Below are 18132 nucleotides of genomic sequence, written 5' to 3' on the forward strand. Positions count from 1 at the left end.
TAGCTTACCGAAAAGCTTAATTTTATACAAGAATTCCTATCCCGTTAAAGCCTTCATTTTTAATTTTATAATTAACTTAAAATCCCATAACCAGATTTTGCCCTAATTTTAGGTCGGTTATTTTATAAGCTTTGCCCAAACAACTATATTTGTGGCTTATTAAAATTTGAAAGCATGAGAGATACCAAGATTGCAGACTTATTGCAAACCGAGCATTTGTTACAAGAATATACCGTAAAAGGTTGGGTACGCGCATTTCGCAGTAATCGCTTTATCGCGTTAAACGATGGCTCTACCTTACATAATTTGCAATGCGTGGTAGATTTTGATAATACCCCGGAAGAAGTTTTAAAACGCATAAATATTGGCGCCGCCATAGCTGTAAAAGGAGAGCTAAAAGAAAGCGAAGGCAAAGGCCAGCGCGTAGAGATAGATGTAAAAGAAATAGAAATTTTGGGCGAAGCCAATCCGGATGAAGTTAAAAAAACCATCTTACAACCCAAACGCCACAGTTTAGAAAAACTGCGCGAGCAAGCGCATTTACGCGTTCGCACCAATACTTTTGGAGCAATTATGCGGGTGCGTTCCAAACTTTCGTATGCGGTGCACCAATATTTTAACCAAAAAGGTTTTTACTACGTAAACACGCCCATTATTACCGGTAGCGATGCAGAAGGCGCCGGCGAAATGTTTAAGGTTACCAATTTCAATTTAGAAGATTTACCAAAAACCGAAGACGGCAAAATAGATTTTAAACAAGATTTCTTTGGCAAGGAAACCAATCTTACCGTTAGCGGCCAGTTAGAAGCCGAGGCTTACGCCATGGGTTTAGGACAAGTTTACACCTTTGGACCAACTTTTAGAGCAGAAAACTCCAACACCTCGCGCCACTTGGCAGAATTCTGGATGATAGAACCCGAAATGGCTTTTTGCGATTTGGATGGCAATATGGATTTAGCCGAAGAATTTATAAAATACATTTTAAACTACGTATTAGAAAACTGTGACAACGATTTAGAGTTTTTAGAAAATAGGTTAATCCAAGAAGATAAAAGCAAGCCAGAAAAAGACCGCGCTCCTATGCAATTGCGCGAGAAATTGCGTTTTATTACAGAAAACAATTTTAAACGCGTGAGTTATACCGAGGCTATCGAAATTTTACGCAATTCTAAACCCAACAAGAAAAAGAAATTTGATTATGTAATTGAAGATTGGGGAGCAGATTTACAAAGCGAGCACGAACGCTATTTGGTAGAAAAGCACTTTAAATGTCCCGTAATTTTATTTGATTATCCGGCAGACATCAAAGCCTTTTATATGCGTCTTAACGAAGACGGCAAAACCGTACGCGCTATGGATGTTTTATTTCCCGGTATTGGCGAAATGGTTGGCGGCTCGCAAAGAGAAGAGCGTTTGGATGTCTTGCAAGCCAAAATGAAAGAGTTAGATGTAGACGAAAAAGAATTGTGGTGGTACTTAGACACCCGCAAATTTGGTACTTGCGTACACAGCGGTTTTGGTTTAGGTTTTGAGCGTTTGGTTTTATTTGCAACCGGAATGAGCAATATTCGCGATGTGATTCCTTTCCCAAGAACCCCAAAAAATGCCGAATTTTAGACTTTGTTCAGCATAGAAAAACATATAGTTCCTGCAGACGTTGAAAAAATACGTTTGCAGGAATATGCTTCTAAAGTTTTTGATAGCTTACCCACGCGTTCTTCGGTAAAAAAAGCCATTAAAAAAGAACGTATTTTACTTAACGGAAAAGCGGCAAACACCGGAGATTGGATACAAGAAGGGCAGATTTTAGAGCTCTTGGCGGAAGAAATTAAGCAAAAGAAAATTTTTAAATTAAGATTACCGGTAGTTTTTGAAGACGATTTTTTGGCGGTAATTCATAAACCGGCCGGCTACCCAACCAATGGCAATTATTTTAAAACTATAGAAAATGCCTTGGCGTATAATTTAAAAACTTCCACGCAAAAAGACGCCCTCCCTTACCCAACTGCCGTACATAGGTTAGATAATCCTACCAGCGGACTTCTACTAATTGCCAAAACCCAAAACGCCAAAACCCATTTAAGCTTGGCTTTCGAAAATCGCACGGTAGAAAAAAGCTATTTGGCAATTGTTTCGGGAGAAATACCGAAAAAAGGTAGTTTTGATAATACCATTGAAAATAAAAATGCCTTTACGGAATTTACTCGCCTAAAAAACTTCCGTAAAGCAGAAAAAGAATATGCCTTGGTAGAATTATTTCCGGAAAGTGGCAGGACGCACCAATTGCGCATTCACCTATCTACCAACAATTTTCCTATTGTTGGCGATAAAGAATACGGCTCTACAGAAACGGTAAAAGGCATTTTGCTTACCGCGCATTCTTTAAAATTCAAACATTTTATCACCAAAGAAAAACTAAACTTTACAGCAGAAATCCCTAAAGCATTTCAAAAGTTTATGGAAGAAAAATAGAAACAGTAAAAAACATAACAAGGGGTTTTAACTAAGTTTGGTTAATATCTATTCCCGTTAAACTATGCGAAAATCCTACTACAAGGGGTTTTAACCCCTTGCCTCTTCAACCCCTTAAAAGTAATTTGATTACGAAATTCTAAAGTCTTTTAAAAAGTTTATAGAAAGAAAATAGATTTTTCTTCTTATCTTATCTTTTCCGAAGCTTAACAAAATTTTGGTAGCAATTGTCATACCAATTTTGTTATTTTTGTAAGAAGCCTTTTAGATAAATCATTATGCTCAAACAGCAATTAAATTTTAAGCTCTCGCAAAAGCTATCACCACAGCAAATACAGCTGATGAAGTTGATACAATTACCCACGCAAGCGTTTGAACAACGCGTTAAGCAAGAATTGGAAGACAATCCGGCTTTAGACAGCGGAAAAGAAAAAAATGAAGAGGCAGAATTTGACGAAGAGTTTAAAAACGAAGGCAGCGAAGACGAGCACGAAGTAATCGAAACAGAAATTGATGTAGACGAATATTTAAGCGATGATGAGATACCAAGTTATCGTTTACAAGCCAATAATTACAGCAAAGACGATGACGACGATAAAAAAGTGCCGTATGCTTCCGGAACTTCTTTTGCGCAATATTTAAAAACACAATTGCAAACCTTTCGTCTGGAAGAAGAAGAGCGCAAAATTGCAGAGTTTTTAGTTGGCAGCGTTGACGAAAGCGGGTATATAAGACGCGAAGTAGCAGATATTGTAGACGATTTGGCTTTTACGCAAAACATATATACAGACGAAGAAACCGTAGAACGTATTTTGGGCCTGGTACAAAAATTAGATCCGGCAGGCGTTGCTGCGCGTTCTTTACAAGAATGTTTGCTTATTCAGCTAAAGCGAAAAAAAATTACCGCAGCTGTAGATTTGGCTATCGAAATTTTGACCGATGCTTTTGACCCTTTCAGTAAAAAACATTACAAAAAACTACTGCATAAATTCAATATTTCTGAAGACGAGTTGCGGGCAGCTATAGAAGAAATAGCACATTTAAACCCGAAACCGGGAGGCTCTTATAGTAGTCATACAAGAATTGTAGAACACGTGGTGCCAGATTTTACCATAAAGATTAAAGATGGTGAATTAGAACTTTCCCTAAACGGAAGAAACGCACCGCAAATGCACGTTTCGCGCCAATACAACAATATGCTAAAAGGCTATAAAGAAAGCAAGAAAAAAACCAAAGAGCAGAAAAATGCGGTAATGTTTATCAAACAAAAATTAGATGCCGCAAAATGGTTTATTGAGGCAATACGGCAACGCCAAGAGACCTTATTTGTAACGATGAGCGCGATTATAGAGCACCAAAAAGAATATTTTTTAAGTGGCGATGAGCGCGACTTAAAACCTATGATTTTAAAAGACATTGCAGAAGAAATAGATATGGATGTTTCTACCGTATCGCGCGTTGCCAACAGTAAATATGTAGATACGCCTTACGGTACAAAACTGATTAAAGAATTCTTTTCAGAGTCGATGAAAAACGATCAGGGAGAAGATGTTTCTACCCGCGAGATTAAAAAGATTCTGGAAATAAGCGTAGACGAAGAAGACAAGAAAAAGCCCCTAACCGATGAAAAACTGGCTAAGGTTTTAAAAGATAAAGGTTACCCAATTGCCCGCCGAACGGTTGCCAAATACCGCGAGCAGTTAGATATTCCTGTGGCACGTTTACGCAAAGAAATCTAAGATGCGGTTTTTCTTAAAGCTCGGTTCCTATTTATTTCATCCGCTTTGGATGCCAATTGTTGGCTGTATTTTCTACTTTTATTTAAGTCCGCGGTTTTTTCCGGTTTCTTTGGTTAAAGCAAAAATTCTTGCCATTAGTATTCTTACCGTATTTATACCCATAGTTTTTTTCTTATTACTGAAAAACTTAGGACTTATAAAAAGCTTAGAGATAGAAAAAGTAAAGGAAAGACGTTTACCCCTATTGTTTTTTTCGTTACTGATTTTAACCACCAATAATTTTATAGTAGATAGCGAGGTTTTTCCGGAGTTGTTCTATTTTTTTAGCGGTATTTTATATGCGTGTTGCGCTGCACTTTTCCTTTCGATAATTGGTTATAAATTAAGCTTGCATATGATTGGCATAAGCGGACTTTTATTATTTATCATCAATTTAAGTTTGCTCTATTCCACCAATTTAGGCTATTGGTTGGCCTTACTCATTTTTGCTTTAGGCTGGACCGCAGCTTCCCGTTTACATGCAAAAGCGCATACCAATACCCAATTATTGGTTGGTATTTTGGTTGGCGCTTTACCGCAAGTAGCTTTGTATCTTTTTTACCTGAAAGTAGCGTATTAGTTTTTTTAGCTGTAAGTTTTACGCTATAGGCTCTACGCTTTATGCTGTAAGCTGTATTTAATTCCTACTACCTAATTCTTACCACCTAATCCCTACCACGACTAAGCCTATTCTTTTACCACTTTTAGGGTTTGTTTTTTGCCGTCTTTAGTTTGCAATTCCAATAAATACAAACCGCTGGATAAATTTTCTAAAGAAATGTTATTTTGGGTTTTGTTGAGCTTGCCTTTTGCCAAGAGCTGTCCGTTTAGGGTAAAAAGCTGGTAACGGGTAGGTTGTTGTACTTCTATACTTAAACTGCTTTTGGTGGGGTTGGGGTAGGCTTTAATAAGGTCGTACCCAAAACCTTCTACACTTGCCACGGGCGTATTACAGTCTTGGGTGGCATATTTGGCAACAAAAAAATCACTTTGTCCGCCAACGTTATAAACCTCATTGCCAGCGGCATCTATTAAATTATAACTAAAACCACCGCCTACCAAATAATCCCCTGCGGCATCTACGGCTAGGGCAGTGCCGCCTTCACTATTATTGTCATTACTGGGAATATGTGTAAGCTCTAAACAATTACCAGTTGTCACATCAAACCGAGCAAAAACAACATCAAATGCATGAAGATTTATATCTAATGTTTGTCCTGCCCAGGTGTAGCCTTGGCCTCTGCCACCTCCGGTAAAAATAACCTCATCGTTAGCAACTATAATTGCACCATCATTTTTTCCATTACCATTACTATTAATTGCCGGTGGGGCACCAAGCCCATTACTATGGGAAGCCCAAAGCAAATTTTCTGCTGTGGGGTCTGTTTTCATAACATAACTCGGACTGATATCTCCATCTACATAAAATCCCAAGAAACTATCTTGGTACTCAAAGCCGGTAAGTTTGCCCCCTAGGTAGATATTGTTGGAACTGTCAAAAGCCAAATTATAAACTTGTATGGAAAAAGCATAAGTAGTGGAGGTATTTTCACGTTTCCACAAGAAATTTCCCTGTTCATCAAAAGAGGCCAAAAAAAAGGAATGGTTGACCGGCTGCCCCCCCACGGTCGCATTTTCTTGGGTAGGGTCAAGACGGCTGGTAAAATAAAAATTTCCGTTGTATGGGTTACGGTAAAATTTGAGATTTGATACTCCATAAAGTTCCACCGTAATATCAATGGGTATAGCTTCCAAAAAGTCGCCTGCCGTATTGTATTTTAAAATAAAATAATTAACTCCTTCTTGTGTGTTGACAAATGCACCATTGGCATAAATGCCTGGCGGTATAAATACTGCCCAATATAAATTACCAGCTTCATCCGAGGTAAAATCACGAGAAAGAGTATTGGAAAGTACATCGGTTTGATGCCCGGGCTCTTGGGGCTGTTTAAGCCATAGTAAATTACCGTCTGTATCAAATTTTACCAAAAACAAAGTTTGGCAGCTGCTTTGGCTTTGGGGCAAGATTATGTCGTCTTCTATGCGGGGGGGGTAACTATCCATACCGTTACAGCTGCCAAATTTGCCCGCTACATATATATTGTCATTTGAACCTACTTGAAAATAAGGCGGGTTTTGCGACTGCCCCCCCCCACCAATTATTTTGGACCAGCGGTAAGTGCCGTCACAGCTAAAACTGGTAAGGGCATAGTTGGGATTTTCAAAAGCAGTATTACCATAATATTCTTTTGGGTTACCATCAATATTGATGCTCCACCAACCTACAGAAGATATTATATACACATTTTGTTCGCTATCGGTATGCATATCATATACTTCTTCTTGGCGATAGGAGGTAGTACTAATAGTACTGGTAGAACCACCGCGTTTTATCCATTGCCAGTCTTGGGCGCTTAATAACATTGGAAAAAGTAGTATAAAGAAGAAAAACCTTACACTTCTTTTTTTGCATATATCGAAACATAATACAGAACTGTTTAGAAATAGGTGGATAATTTTCATAATTAAGTTGGTTAAACGCTAAAAAAGTCGTTTTAAAACATAAATCTACATAAATTTTAGATTAATTTAATAAAAACAACTCCTAATTATATAAAACACCTTTATTGGTTCAAAATTTCAAACCGTGCTTCGGCAATTTCAAATTTTCGCTCCATTGGGGATTGTGGCAAACGGAAATTTTGCTTGAATTGTAAGCAAAAAACGTCAAACGAAAAACGCTCAACGACCAACTAAAAACAAAAATGCTGTAAGCTGTACGCGGAATAAAAACTTAGAAACAGAATTTGGTATCCTGCAAATAACGCTAAACTAAAAACGCTTTACGCTATAAGCTTTAAGCGGAAAACACTTTCAGCAGTGAGAATTGGAGTTTAATATACCACGGCGAACAAAAAACGCTATTCGCTGCAAGCGGAATTTAATTCCTAACACCTAATCCCTAATCCCTAATTCCTATTTCCTAACACCTAATCCCTAATCCCTAGATTTCAACCCATTAAGCATTGCTTTGGTCATTTTTTCCAAATCGTACTCGTGTTTCCAGTTCCAATCTTCTTGTGCTTGCTCGTCGTTTATGCTAGATGGCCACGAATCTGCGATTGGTTGTCTAAAATCTGGCGCGTAGTCTATTTTAAATTCCGAGATTTCTTTTTGTATGCTTGCAGCCAATTCTTTCGGCGTAAAGCTAATGCCGCCTAAGTTGTACGAAGAACGTATGCTTAAGTTTTCGGGCGGGGCTTCCATCAAACTTATGGTTGCTTTTATCGCATCGTCCATAAACATCATAGGCAAAGCGGTATTTTCGTCTAAGAAAGACGTGTACTTTTTGCTTTTTAAAGCTTCGTGAAAAATCTCTATGGCATAATCTGTTGTTCCGCCACCGGGTAAGGTTTTATAACTTATCAAACCGGGATAACGTATACTTCGTACATCTACATCGTAGCGTTTGTGGTAATATTCACACCATCTTTCTCCGGCTTGTTTACTAATTCCGTAAACGGTAGTAGGTTCCATAACGGTGGTTTGCGGCGTATTATTTTTAGGCGTTGTAGGTCCAAAAACCGCAATACTGGATGGCCAAAACACTTTACTTACTTTTTTATCTTTAGCTAAATTCAACACATTAAAAAGCGAATCCATATTCAAATTCCAGCCGCGCATAGGAAATTTTTCTGCCGTAGCGCTTAGCATCGCCGCCATCAAATACACTTCGTCAATTTCATAATGCATTACAATATCTTCTATAGCTTTATAATTGGTGGCGTCTAAGGTTTCAAACGGACCAGATTGCATCAAATCTTCGCTGCCTTCTCTAATATCGCTGGCTATAACATTATCACTCCCTAGCTGTTCGCGTAATTTTAAGGTGAGTTCGGTGCCTATTTGGCCACATGCGCCAATAATTAATGTTTTAATCGCCATAGTTTATTTACTTTTGTTGCTAAAGAATTTCAACTGTCAAAAAAACGATTTTTCTTGCTGTCTGCAAAATGATTTTGGAAATTGCTAACATAAAAATTTGTATCTTTTGCAGTTATTAATCCGCTTTATGAATAGATTTTTTAAGTATAGTTTTATTATAGGTTGCTCGATTTTGATGACAGCCTGCAACACTTCTCAAGAGAAACAAAAAGCGCCGCTTTCCTTTACGGAAAAATATGCCGAGGCCTTGCAACAACAAATAAATTTAGACAGCTTAGAGAAAGTAAATCTTTTGCCGGAGGCGCAAAAAAATCTTGCCAATTGGCCGGCTTTTTTAACCTTACAAAACGAAGTAAAACGTTTAGACGAAGCCAAGTTGCAAGAAGTAGCAAATAATTGCAATAACTTATTAAATAGTATACAAGAAGTTGAAAAGACCTTGCCTGAAGTTTTTCAAGAAAAAGCTATACAAGCCAGAATACGTGTTTTAAAAACCAAAACGGCTATGCTAAGACAAAATTTGAGCACTCCAAGCACCAAACCTCAAACCATTGAAAGCCTTGCCAAAGAAATTTATGCAGCGTTTCAAAATTTAAAAATTCAATTAAACGAAGTGTTTTTAAAGAATTTAGAAGATATAGAAAAAGAGTTGGAACGCGCCATACAACCAGATAGTCTTCCTGCAAAAGATAGTCTGCGGTCTACTACAGAACCTCTTAAACCAACATCGTGAAAAAACTACTTTTCTTTTTTATTCTTGCTTCGTTTCTTTCCGCGAAAGCGCAAAAAACACCAGGTGCAATTTTAGATAAATGGCACCAAGCAGCCGCCAATGCTAATTTTGAGATATACTTTACATTAATGGCAAAAGATGCGGTGTATATTGGTACAGATGCTACAGAACGCTGGACAAAAAAAGAATTTAAAGTTTTTGCAAAACCTTATTTTGATAATGGCCAAGGTTGGACTTTTGTACCTTTAAAACGCAATATTATATATAGCGAAAACAAAAATCTTCTTTGGTTTGATGAATTGCTCGACTCCCCACATATGGGCTTGGTACGTGGTTCTGGAGTTTTAGAGCGCACGGACAAAAATTGGAAAATAAAACATTATGTTTTGTCGTTTGCTATTCCCAATGAAAAAGCTCGAGAAGTTACTCAACTTAAAGAAGCTCTAGATAAAAAACAGTTAGGAAAATTAAACCAAACCGACTAATTTTAGTCTTACTTACAGAAAATCAACAATAAACTCAATTTTTAAATGAAATTAAAACTAAAACACGGCCTATTGTTTACCGCCGCCAGTCTAAGCTTAGTTGCTTGTAAAACCGGCGAAAAACAAGATGTCACTAACGAGCAAAATACAGAAGTACTTGCTGAAAGCACCGAGAAAAATCCCGGTTTAGATTTACATTATATAGATAATTCAGTAAGTCCGCAGCACGACTTTTATAATTTTGTAAACGGAAATTGGCTAAAAGAAACCGAAATTCCCGGCGATCGCACTTCTTGGGGCGGCTTTCAAATTTTACGTAAAAATACCGATAACGATGTATTGGCAATTTTAGATGCTGCCGAAAAAAGCGATAAATATGCTAGTAACACAGATCAAGCAAAAGCCATCTTTTTGTTTCAGTCGCAGTTAGATACGGTAACGCGTAACAAAGCCGGCATTAAACCTTTGCAACCTGCTTTAGACAAAATTGCTAATATAGAAAGTTTGGCAGATTTGCAGACGGTAAAAGCTAAGAACACAGCGGTAATATCCGATCCGTTTTTTGGTTTAACAGCTTTTTCTAATCCTACCAATAGCGATATAAATTCTGCTTACATCGCACCGGGAGGTTTAGGCTTACCAGATAGAGATTATTATACAGATACAGACGAAGCTGCAAAAAAAATACGCCAACAATACAAAGAGCATATTACTAGAATGCTACAATTTTTAGGCGATTCTGAAGTAGAAGCTGCAAAACAAGCCAAGACCATTTTGGCTTTAGAAACCCGCTTGGCAACACCACGTTTAGACAAAGTAGCCAGTCGTGACTTTAGAAATTTTAACAATCCGCGTTCTATAGACCAAGTTTCTAAAATGGTTCCTGCTATAAACTGGGAAAAATGGATAGAAGATTTGGGCGTAGAAAAAGAACTGGATACCGTTTTGGTAATGCAACCTAAATATATGGATGAGTTGCAAAAAATCTTTACAGAAGACAAGCTGGAAGATCTAAAAACACTTATGCGTTGGGCAACTTTAAATAGTTCTGCAAGCGAGTTGAGTACAGAAATTGAAAAGGCAAATTGGGACTTTTACAGCAAAACCTTAAATGGAGCAAAAAAACAACGTCCTATTCGTGAGCGTGCTTTAAAAACTGTAAACAACAGTATTGGTGAGGCTTTAGGGAAATTATACGTAGATCAAAAATTCCCGCCGGAAGCAAAAGCCAAAGCAGAAAAAATGATTGCAAACATAATAAGCGCTTTTGAAGATAGAATAAATCAAGTAGAATGGATGAGTCCGGATACTAAAACCAAAGCGATAGAAAAGTTAGATAAGTTTACTGTAAAAATAGGTTATCCAGATAAGTGGGAAGATTATTCAGAATTAGAAGTTAACGCCAATAATAATTATTACCAAAACAGGGTAGCAATTGCCAATTGGAGTTACCAAGATAATTTATCTGAAATAAACGAGCCGGTAGACAAAACAGAATGGGGAATGTCTCCGCAAACGGTAAATGCTTATTTTAATCCGTTTAACAACGAGATTGTTTTTCCTGCTGCTATTTTGCAACCGCCGTTTTATAATTATAAAGCAGACGAAGCTGTAAATTATGGCGGAATTGGAGCGGTAATCGGGCACGAAATTTCGCACGCTTTTGACGATAGTGGAGCTCGTTTTGACGGCGATGGAAACCTTAACAATTGGTGGACAGAAGAAGACCTTAAACAATTTACCGTGCGCGGAAAACAACTTGCCACCCAATATAGCGATATAGAAGTTTTGGAAGATGTTTACATTAACGGCGATTTTACGTTAGGAGAAAATATTGGCGATCTTGGAGGCGTTTTAGCCGCTTACGATGGTTTACAAAAATATTACGAAGCAAATGGTCGTCCGGGAAAAATTGACGGTTATACACCAGAGCAACGCTTCTTTATGTCTTGGGCTACTATTTGGAGAACCAAAATGCGTGACGAAGCTTTAAAATCTAAAATCAAAACAGATCCGCATTCTCCGGGAATGTATAGAGCATACGTTCCTTTACAAAACGTAGATGCTTTTTACGAAGCTTTTGACATTAAAAAAGGCGATGATATGTATATAGAACCAGAAAAACGCGTTTCTATCTGGTAAAAAAATGCTTTTTTAGAAGCTATAAAAATCCTCCTGTTTTTTCTTTACGGAAAATTACGGAGGATTTTTTTTATGGTTGGTACCGAAAATTAAAATCTAAAGCTTGCATCGTGATTTCCGAAGAAATGTGTTTGCCTACAGAAGTTTTTTCGCTGTTAAATTGTGGCTCCGTCAAATCAAATTCTTTTGCTTTGTCTGCATAATAAAATTGCTTTTGCGGATGATAAGGAAAAACGCCGTGTACAATTGGCAAATAGGTTATACTCTCTAAAATTGTTTGTAAAAGCGCTATACAATCTTCTCTTCTTATAAGGTTTACAGGAGCTTCCGGATTGGATACGTTTTCTCTGCCTGCCAGAAATTTTACGGGATGTCTCTTTCCGCCAAGCAAACCGCCAAAACGTACGATAGTTGTTTTAAAATTAGAATTTTCTAACAACAACTCCTCTACTGCGCGCAATTGTATACCGGCTTCTGAGGTGGCATTGGGTTTATCGTCTTCTTTGTAAATGGGCATTTCGTCTGTATTTTTAAATACAGAAGTAGAGCTAACAAAAACCACCTCTTCTACACGAGATTTCTCAATAAACGGCAATAGATTTTTTATTTTTTGAACAAAATCAGATGTTGGTTGTTTTCGTAAACCCGGCGGAATATCTATAATTAAAAAATGTACGTTTTCTAAGAAAGCTTCTATTTTACCTTCCACGGCTTTTTCCGTCAAGGCAATTTGAAAAGGCACTATTCCCTCAACTTCCAAAGCGTTTAATTTTTCTGCAGAAGTGGTAGAACCGTGCACTTTATAACCACTTTTTACGAGTTTTCTGGCTAAGGGAAATCCTAACCATCCGCAGCCTAATATGGCACAAGTTTTATTCATAAGCTTGTAGATTTATTGTTTGTTTAGTAATAATCGCATCGTTTAAGATAAAGGGCTTGGGCATCATACTTTTCGACCTGGCTTTTACATTAAACCATCTATTCCGTAACAAATCATTGCTCGCCGAATAAAATGATAATTCAGGAAAACGATTCTTACTGAGTTGTAACTCTATTTCCAAAATATCTCTGTCTATAGCATAATACGTAAATAATCTATCGCTTTGGCGGTTGTCATAAAAATAATTTCGTGTTTCTTCTTCAGAGTTTAGCGCAGACGCCGTTTTCCCGTTAAGGGAAAGTTGTTTAACCTCTATTTGCTTATCTAAGAAAAACTCCATTCTATTAATTTTACGACGGGGTTTTATCTGTATGCGAAAGCGGTTAAAATCTTTTTGCGAAGGATCTATTTGCACGCTAAAATCTGCCAAAGGAATATTGTTTATTGGCGCCGGCGAAGAATAGGTAAATGTATTTTGGTATTTACTGTGAAATATTGCACCAAGATCTGCCTTTTGCGCATCTTTCATATAAAGTCCGGTCCAATTGTCCGGCATTTTATCATACGTAAGCCAAGAGGCACTATTTTCTTCTTTATCATACAAATACAGCAAGCTGTTTGGTTTTTTATTGTCTTTACTAAAATCGGCACTAAGATGCGCTTTACCAAAATAGAATACAGCTATTAAAAGTGCCAGACCGGCCAAAATTTTCTTTATTTTAAAAGCATTAAAAATGGGCAATAACAAGCCAAAAACCAAAACACATAAAATTGCACTTATTACCAACATTTTTAAACCTAAACCAACCGGAAAAAACTGAATTAGCGGCGCAAAAATAAAAATAGCCGGCGCAGAAAGTAATAGCATAAAAAACAAATTGGGTTGCCCTTGCTTTACGGAAAAGAAAAATGCAATTAGACTAATGTATACCGGCAAAATAAAATAGCTTGCTCCTTTTAAAAAAACTGCCAAAATAGTATTAAGTAACAGCCAAATAAATAACGGCGCTACTAGTAAAGAAGGGCGATATCTTTTTTTTATTTTATAACTATAAACATAAAACAGAACCGCAAAACTTAACGCGACAAAAGCCGCAATATAATCGTGCCCATTGGCGGTAAAACCGTTTAAATTTTCTTGGTATTGCGGGTAGAGTTGCCAGATAAACTTCATCCCAAAATATGCTAAGACTCCGCAGATTAGCATACTTGCTAAAAATGGTATAAAGCTTTTGGCTACGTATTTTCCGTTAAGACGTTTTTTTCTAAAAGCGTAAAAAATAAGACCAATAAACAGTAACCAAGCGAGTAATAAAAGCGGCAAAATCCAGTAATAAGAATAATGTACAAAATTTAAAATCGGAAAATTAAAGTAAACTTCTTCATCTACAGATCGTAAATTGCTTAGATCTATATTGGCAAAATGCGGCAGCGCGCCCATTAAATACGTGGCCTGATGCGCTAAACTATTTTTATCTAAATTTTGTGCGGTGTCGTTGGCGGTATGATAATCGTAATGATCGTCTATAAAAGCAAAAAAGAAACCGGGAATATTTTCTTCTTCCCTAAATATGGTAGAATCTGTATCGTTTGGTAGTTTTTTGTACACGCTATACATTAAAGAAGTAGCGTTTGGAAACGGAATCTCGGCTTTTGCAAAAGCTTGAATTAATTTGGTGTTACCGGCGTTGGTTTCTAAAATCGTGTTGGAAGGTCCGCCACTGCCGCGAGCTTCAAAATTTAAAACCAAACCAATATCGCGCGCCCAAGGATGTTCTTTTACATACAAGCCGGCGCCGTTAAGACCAATTTCTTCGGCATCTGTAAAGCAAATTATAATATTGTTTTTAAACTTCTCTTCTTTGGCAAGAAAAACACGTAGACTTTCTAATATAACTGCTATGCCAGAACCGGCATCACTGGCCCCGGGCGAAGAATGTACCGCACTATCGTAATGTGTTAATAATAACAAATCGCTGCCCGGCTGCGGATTGGTACCGGGTATTTTGGTTATAATATTTTCGGGAGCGGTAAACGTGCCAAACTTACTTAGGTAATAACCTTTTTGCGTTTGCACTTCTAAGTCCATTTGTTGCAAATGGTCTACAATATAATTGCGCACCAAACTGTGTTGCTTGGTACCGATGGAATGTGGCTTTGCACCAATTTTATTTACGTGCTTTTGTGCTTTCCGTAAAGAAAAACCAGAAGCTAATTTTGTTTGGTCGCCAATGTGCGGCATAATGCTGTAAAAACTGTAGAAAGTTAAAAGCACCAAGCCTATTAAAACCAATAATTTTGTTAGATATTGTTTCACGATTAGTTGGTAGTTTTTCGCACTAAGGCGTAATAATCATTTTCTAAGGGCAAATAACCTTGGTCATAAACAAAATAGTAAACCGTACCTTTTTTGGTGGTATAAAGTTCGGTAAAATAAGTAAAGCTAAAGCCTTTATTAATAAGTGTAGAACGGCTGGTTTTGGTTTTTTTATCGGGATTTAGCTCTTCCAAAATCCGGTAGTTTTTCCGTAAACGGTTATTTATATTTCTTATTAGATTTTTAGCGTCTTTGTTGCGCTTGTTGTTATAGGCATTTCTACAATAATCGTTACAAAACTTCTTATCGGCCCGGCCAATAATTTTTTCGTCACATTCTAAACAGGTTTTTTGCATAGTAAAAACGGTTGGTTAGCAAGAGTATTTAAATTTACAATTTTTTTGTTTAGGTAAAAATTAAAGCGGTTTGCTTTCTTTATAAATACGATATACGGACAAATCTTCTGTTTTATGTAATTTTATATCTCTAAACTGTCTTACTCTTTACGGAAAATATTATTTTTAGTAAAACTGTGAAAATGTTCAAATCCTATCTTGTTTTGTTAGCTCTGCTTTTTGCCTCCGTTAAATCTTATTGCCAAGAAACCTACCCAACCGATTCTATTGTTTATAAAGGCGAACAAAACACTTTTTTAGATAAATTTTCCAGTTTAGCACAAGGTTATCGTTATTTGGGGCAAGCGGGAGATCTTGTTTTATTTTCGGATAAAACTTTTAAATATACGGGTTGCTCTGTTTATAGCGGCCATTATAAAAAGATAGAAGATAAGTTTTATTTAAATGTAGAAAAGATTCAAGCTATTGAAGATTTGAAAAAGCAAGACCGCAATTTGCCGCTTACTAAAGAACAAAAAGGCTTAGAAAAAATAACAGAAATGCGGTTAGAAATTATAGACGAGGAGCATTTGCGCTTTATACCGGAGCAAAAAAATGTTTTGGGTGGCTCATTAAAACGCATAAAAAAACACCGCTAAAAATAGCGGTGTTTACGAAAAAAACTAAAAATAATAGGTTTATATTATTCGTGGATAACGCGCACTTGAGCTGCGGTCATACCTTTTCTTCCTTCTTCTTCTTCGTACTCTACTTTATCTCCTTCGTCTAAAGTTTCGCCGTTAAGACCGGTAACGTGAACAAAAATGTCTTTACCTGTTTCGTCGTTAGTAATAAATCCGTAACCTTTGGATTCATTGAAAAATTTAACTGTACCTTCCATTGTAATAAAAATAATAATTAATAATAAGCGACAAAACTACGTATAAAAAACCGAGAACACTTGTAAATCTTCTATTATTTTTAAATATTTTTTAAACTATTGCTTTAATCGATTCCTTTTTCTTTCATTTTTTTCAGATTTTCCGGGCTTAAGGTATAATCTTTTAGGCGTTTTCCGCGCCAAGTCTTAAATAAGAATAAAGGCATTAATATAAAGCAAGAAGCCAAAACCGCTACGCCAATTATTTTGTCGCCGGTAGCAAAATCTTCTTCTATTATCCTAAAATAAAAACCAACTCCTACTGCTATCACAATACTTATAAAAATCACCCAAATTATTTTAGTCAACATAATATATAATTTAATAACTTATTAATTTTCTGCGGTAAGCGGTAAGCATTTTAGATTTTGAAACAAAACCTACATACTTACCCTCTTTTATTACAGGTAAATTCCACGCACTGGTATTTTGAAATTTATTCATTACCCGCTGCATATTGTCTTTCCCGTAATAGATATACTCTGGTGGGTCGTGCATCAAAAATTCGACCAAAACAGAGTCGTACAAAGAGGTGTCAAACATAATCTCGCGCACATCGTCTAACGTAATGACGCCAACCAAAATACCTTCGTCATCTAACACCGGAAAAAGATTGCGTTTAGATTTCGCCACGCCCTGCAACAACATTTTCTTTAAAGTCATTTTAGGCTTTAGGCTTATAAAATTAGTTTCGATAATTTGATCTAATTTCAGTAAAGTCAACACCGCTTTATCTTTATCTTGAGTAATGAGCTTATCGCTTTCCTTTAGTTCTTTGGTATAAATATTATAGCTCAACTGGCTGCGGCTTATCAAAAAAGAAATGGCCACACTTATCATAAGCGGCACAAATAATTGATAACCGCCGGTAATTTCGGCAATTAAAAACATTGCGGTAAGCGGCGCGTGCAAAACACCGGCCATAAGACCAGCCATTCCCACCATAGTAAAGTTACTATTAGATAGGTTAAAACCCAAACTATTAGAAAGGTTTACAAAAAAACTACCGGTTACAGCCCCCAAAAATAAAACCGGTGCAAAAACGCCTCCCACTCCACCACCACTAAGGGTAACAGCGGTAGCAATGGGTTTAAGTAAAATAAGACCTAAAACTAGACCAATAATTGTCCAGTTGTTACCCAACCATTCCTGAAAGTAAAATCCGCTAAAAGCTAATTCGTGATCTTGGGCTATCAAATTATTCATAAAGCCAAAGCCTTCTCCGTAAAGTGGCGGAACGGCAAAAGTTAAAACACCAAGAATAACGCCTGCCAAACCAACTTTTAGCAATTGATTTTTAAATTTTGAAAACTGGCGTTCTATCGCAAAATAAACCTTAGAAAAGTAGATAGAAACCACCGCGGTTAAAACACCTAATAAAGCATAGAATGCAAGATCTGAGATTTTAAAAGCATCTATATTACTAAAATTGACAATATATTGCTCGCCTATAAAAAACATACGCGTTATAACTGCCGAAATGGAAGCTAAAAGCAAAGGCACCAAAGAAGCAAAGGTAAGGTCTAAACTAAAAACTTCTACGGCAAATAAAATTGCGGCAATGGGCGCTTTAAAAATAGCCGATAAAGAACCAGCTGCTGCACAGACCAGAAGTAATTTTCTGGTTTGCGGATTCATATGAAACAATTTAGCAATATTAGATCCCACAGAAGCTCCGGTAGCGACCGATGGTCCTTCTAAACCTACCGAACCGCCAAAACCAACCGTAATAGGAGCGGTTAATAAGGAACTAATTATATTGCGACGCTCCATTTTTCCTTCCTTTTGAGAAATGGAAAAAAGCGCCATCGGGATTCCGTGCCCCACCCCGGTTTTTAAAATGTATTTACTAATAAAAAACACCAACAGTAAACCTACAGATGGAAATAAAAAATAAAACAAGTGGTGGTAGTTTTGTAGACTTCCCTGTTCAAATAAAGAGGCAATAAAGTGCGTGGCATTTTTTAACACCACCGATGCCAGACCAGCCAAAAGCCCGATTACTATAGCCAGTATGTATATAAAATTATTATTGGAGATGTGTTTATACCTCCAAATTAAAAATTTGGTAAAAGCACTTTTATTTTTCAACATAAGCTACCCAA

The 18132-nt window shown here is 36.9% G+C and carries 16 protein-coding genes; 8 read left to right on the plus strand and 8 right to left on the minus strand.

Annotated elements, in window-relative coordinates; genetic code table 11:
- Positions 1 to 174: 174 nt before the first annotated feature.
- The 4 genes from asnS to FKR84_RS00130 all read left to right on the plus strand — a co-directional run bounded on the left by asnS (position 175) and on the right by FKR84_RS00130 (position 4830).
- Positions 175 to 1617 carry an asparagine--tRNA ligase gene (gene asnS, locus FKR84_RS00115; protein WP_141420150.1) on the plus strand — a complete coding sequence of 481 codons (1443 nt, stop codon included), beginning with the start codon at positions 175 to 177 and terminating at the stop codon, positions 1615 to 1617.
- A gap of 3 nt (positions 1618 to 1620) precedes the next feature.
- Complete coding sequence (locus FKR84_RS00120; RefSeq protein ID WP_141420151.1) at positions 1621 to 2472, plus strand: RluA family pseudouridine synthase; 852 nt, start codon at positions 1621 to 1623, stop codon at positions 2470 to 2472.
- Positions 2473 to 2750: 278 nt separating this feature from the next.
- Positions 2751 to 4211: an RNA polymerase factor sigma-54 gene (rpoN, locus tag FKR84_RS00125; RefSeq protein ID WP_141420152.1), complete on the plus strand. Its 1461-nt coding sequence runs from the start codon at positions 2751 to 2753 to the stop codon at positions 4209 to 4211.
- 1 nt (position 4212) lies between these two features.
- Positions 4213 to 4830: a hypothetical protein gene (locus tag FKR84_RS00130; protein WP_141420153.1), complete on the plus strand. Its 618-nt coding sequence runs from the start codon at positions 4213 to 4215 to the stop codon at positions 4828 to 4830.
- A 107-nt stretch (positions 4831 to 4937) separates the two neighbouring features.
- On the opposite strand, the gene FKR84_RS00135 is transcribed toward FKR84_RS00130, so the two are convergent.
- A complete protein-coding gene (locus FKR84_RS00135; protein WP_233357609.1) occupies positions 4938 to 6674 on the minus strand; it encodes a T9SS type A sorting domain-containing protein in 1737 nt (578 codons plus the stop codon).
- A 573-nt stretch (positions 6675 to 7247) separates the two neighbouring features.
- Positions 7248 to 8195 (minus strand): NAD-dependent epimerase/dehydratase family protein, encoded by a 948-nt coding sequence (locus tag FKR84_RS00140; protein WP_141420155.1) that lies wholly within the window; start codon positions 8193 to 8195, stop codon positions 7248 to 7250.
- A 127-nt stretch (positions 8196 to 8322) separates the two neighbouring features.
- On the opposite strand from FKR84_RS00140, the gene FKR84_RS00145 reads away from it, so the two are divergent.
- From FKR84_RS00145 to FKR84_RS00155, 3 genes are read left to right on the plus strand one after another with little or no spacing between them, the layout of a single operon-like run.
- Complete coding sequence (locus FKR84_RS00145; RefSeq protein WP_141420156.1) at positions 8323 to 8928, plus strand: hypothetical protein; 606 nt, start codon at positions 8323 to 8325, stop codon at positions 8926 to 8928.
- Positions 8925 to 9413, plus strand: a complete 489-nt coding sequence (locus FKR84_RS00150; RefSeq protein ID WP_233357610.1) for a nuclear transport factor 2 family protein — start codon at positions 8925 to 8927, stop codon at positions 9411 to 9413. The genes FKR84_RS00145 and FKR84_RS00150 overlap by 4 nt, the downstream gene beginning before the upstream one ends.
- Positions 9414 to 9458: 45 nt before the next feature.
- Positions 9459 to 11555 (plus strand): M13 family metallopeptidase, encoded by a 2097-nt coding sequence (locus FKR84_RS00155; protein WP_141420158.1) that lies wholly within the window; start codon positions 9459 to 9461, stop codon positions 11553 to 11555.
- A gap of 70 nt (positions 11556 to 11625) precedes the next feature.
- On the opposite strand, the gene FKR84_RS00160 is transcribed toward FKR84_RS00155, so the two are convergent.
- Genes FKR84_RS00160 through FKR84_RS00170 form a run of 3 tightly spaced genes read right to left on the minus strand, consistent with a single transcriptional unit; the run spans position 11626 to position 15108 of the window.
- A complete protein-coding gene (locus FKR84_RS00160) occupies positions 11626 to 12435 on the minus strand; it encodes an NAD(P)H-binding protein (protein ID WP_141420159.1) in 810 nt (269 codons plus the stop codon).
- On the minus strand, positions 12428 to 14752 hold the full coding sequence (locus FKR84_RS00165) for a M28 family peptidase (RefSeq protein ID WP_141420160.1): 2325 nt from the start codon (positions 14750 to 14752) through the stop codon (positions 12428 to 12430). Before FKR84_RS00165 ends, FKR84_RS00160 begins: the two co-directional genes overlap by 8 nt.
- A 2-nt stretch (positions 14753 to 14754) precedes the next feature.
- Positions 14755 to 15108, minus strand: a complete 354-nt coding sequence (locus tag FKR84_RS00170) for a hypothetical protein (protein WP_141420161.1) — start codon at positions 15106 to 15108, stop codon at positions 14755 to 14757.
- Between the two features lie 182 nt (positions 15109 to 15290).
- On the opposite strand from FKR84_RS00170, the gene FKR84_RS00175 reads away from it, so the two are divergent.
- A complete protein-coding gene (locus FKR84_RS00175; protein WP_141420162.1) occupies positions 15291 to 15746 on the plus strand; it encodes a hypothetical protein in 456 nt (151 codons plus the stop codon).
- 44 nt (positions 15747 to 15790) lie between these two features.
- Here FKR84_RS00175 and FKR84_RS00180 read toward each other — a convergent pair whose 3' ends face one another.
- From FKR84_RS00180 to FKR84_RS00190, 3 genes are all read right to left on the minus strand, one after another.
- Positions 15791 to 15988, minus strand: coding sequence for a cold-shock protein (locus FKR84_RS00180; RefSeq protein WP_141420163.1), 198 nt, complete (start codon positions 15986 to 15988; stop codon positions 15791 to 15793).
- Positions 15989 to 16092: 104 nt separating this feature from the next.
- Positions 16093 to 16338: a hypothetical protein gene (locus FKR84_RS00185; protein WP_233357611.1), complete on the minus strand. Its 246-nt coding sequence runs from the start codon at positions 16336 to 16338 to the stop codon at positions 16093 to 16095.
- Positions 16339 to 16348: 10 nt separating this feature from the next.
- Entirely contained in the window at positions 16349 to 18121 is a 1773-nt protein-coding gene (locus FKR84_RS00190; RefSeq protein ID WP_141420164.1) for a chloride channel protein, read from the minus strand.
- Positions 18122 to 18132: the final 11 nt, after the last annotated feature.

Origin of the sequence: Haloflavibacter putidus (assembly GCF_006546625.1) — a bacterium.
In the GTDB taxonomy this organism is placed as follows: Bacteria; Bacteroidota; Bacteroidia; order Flavobacteriales; family Flavobacteriaceae; genus Mesonia; species Mesonia putida.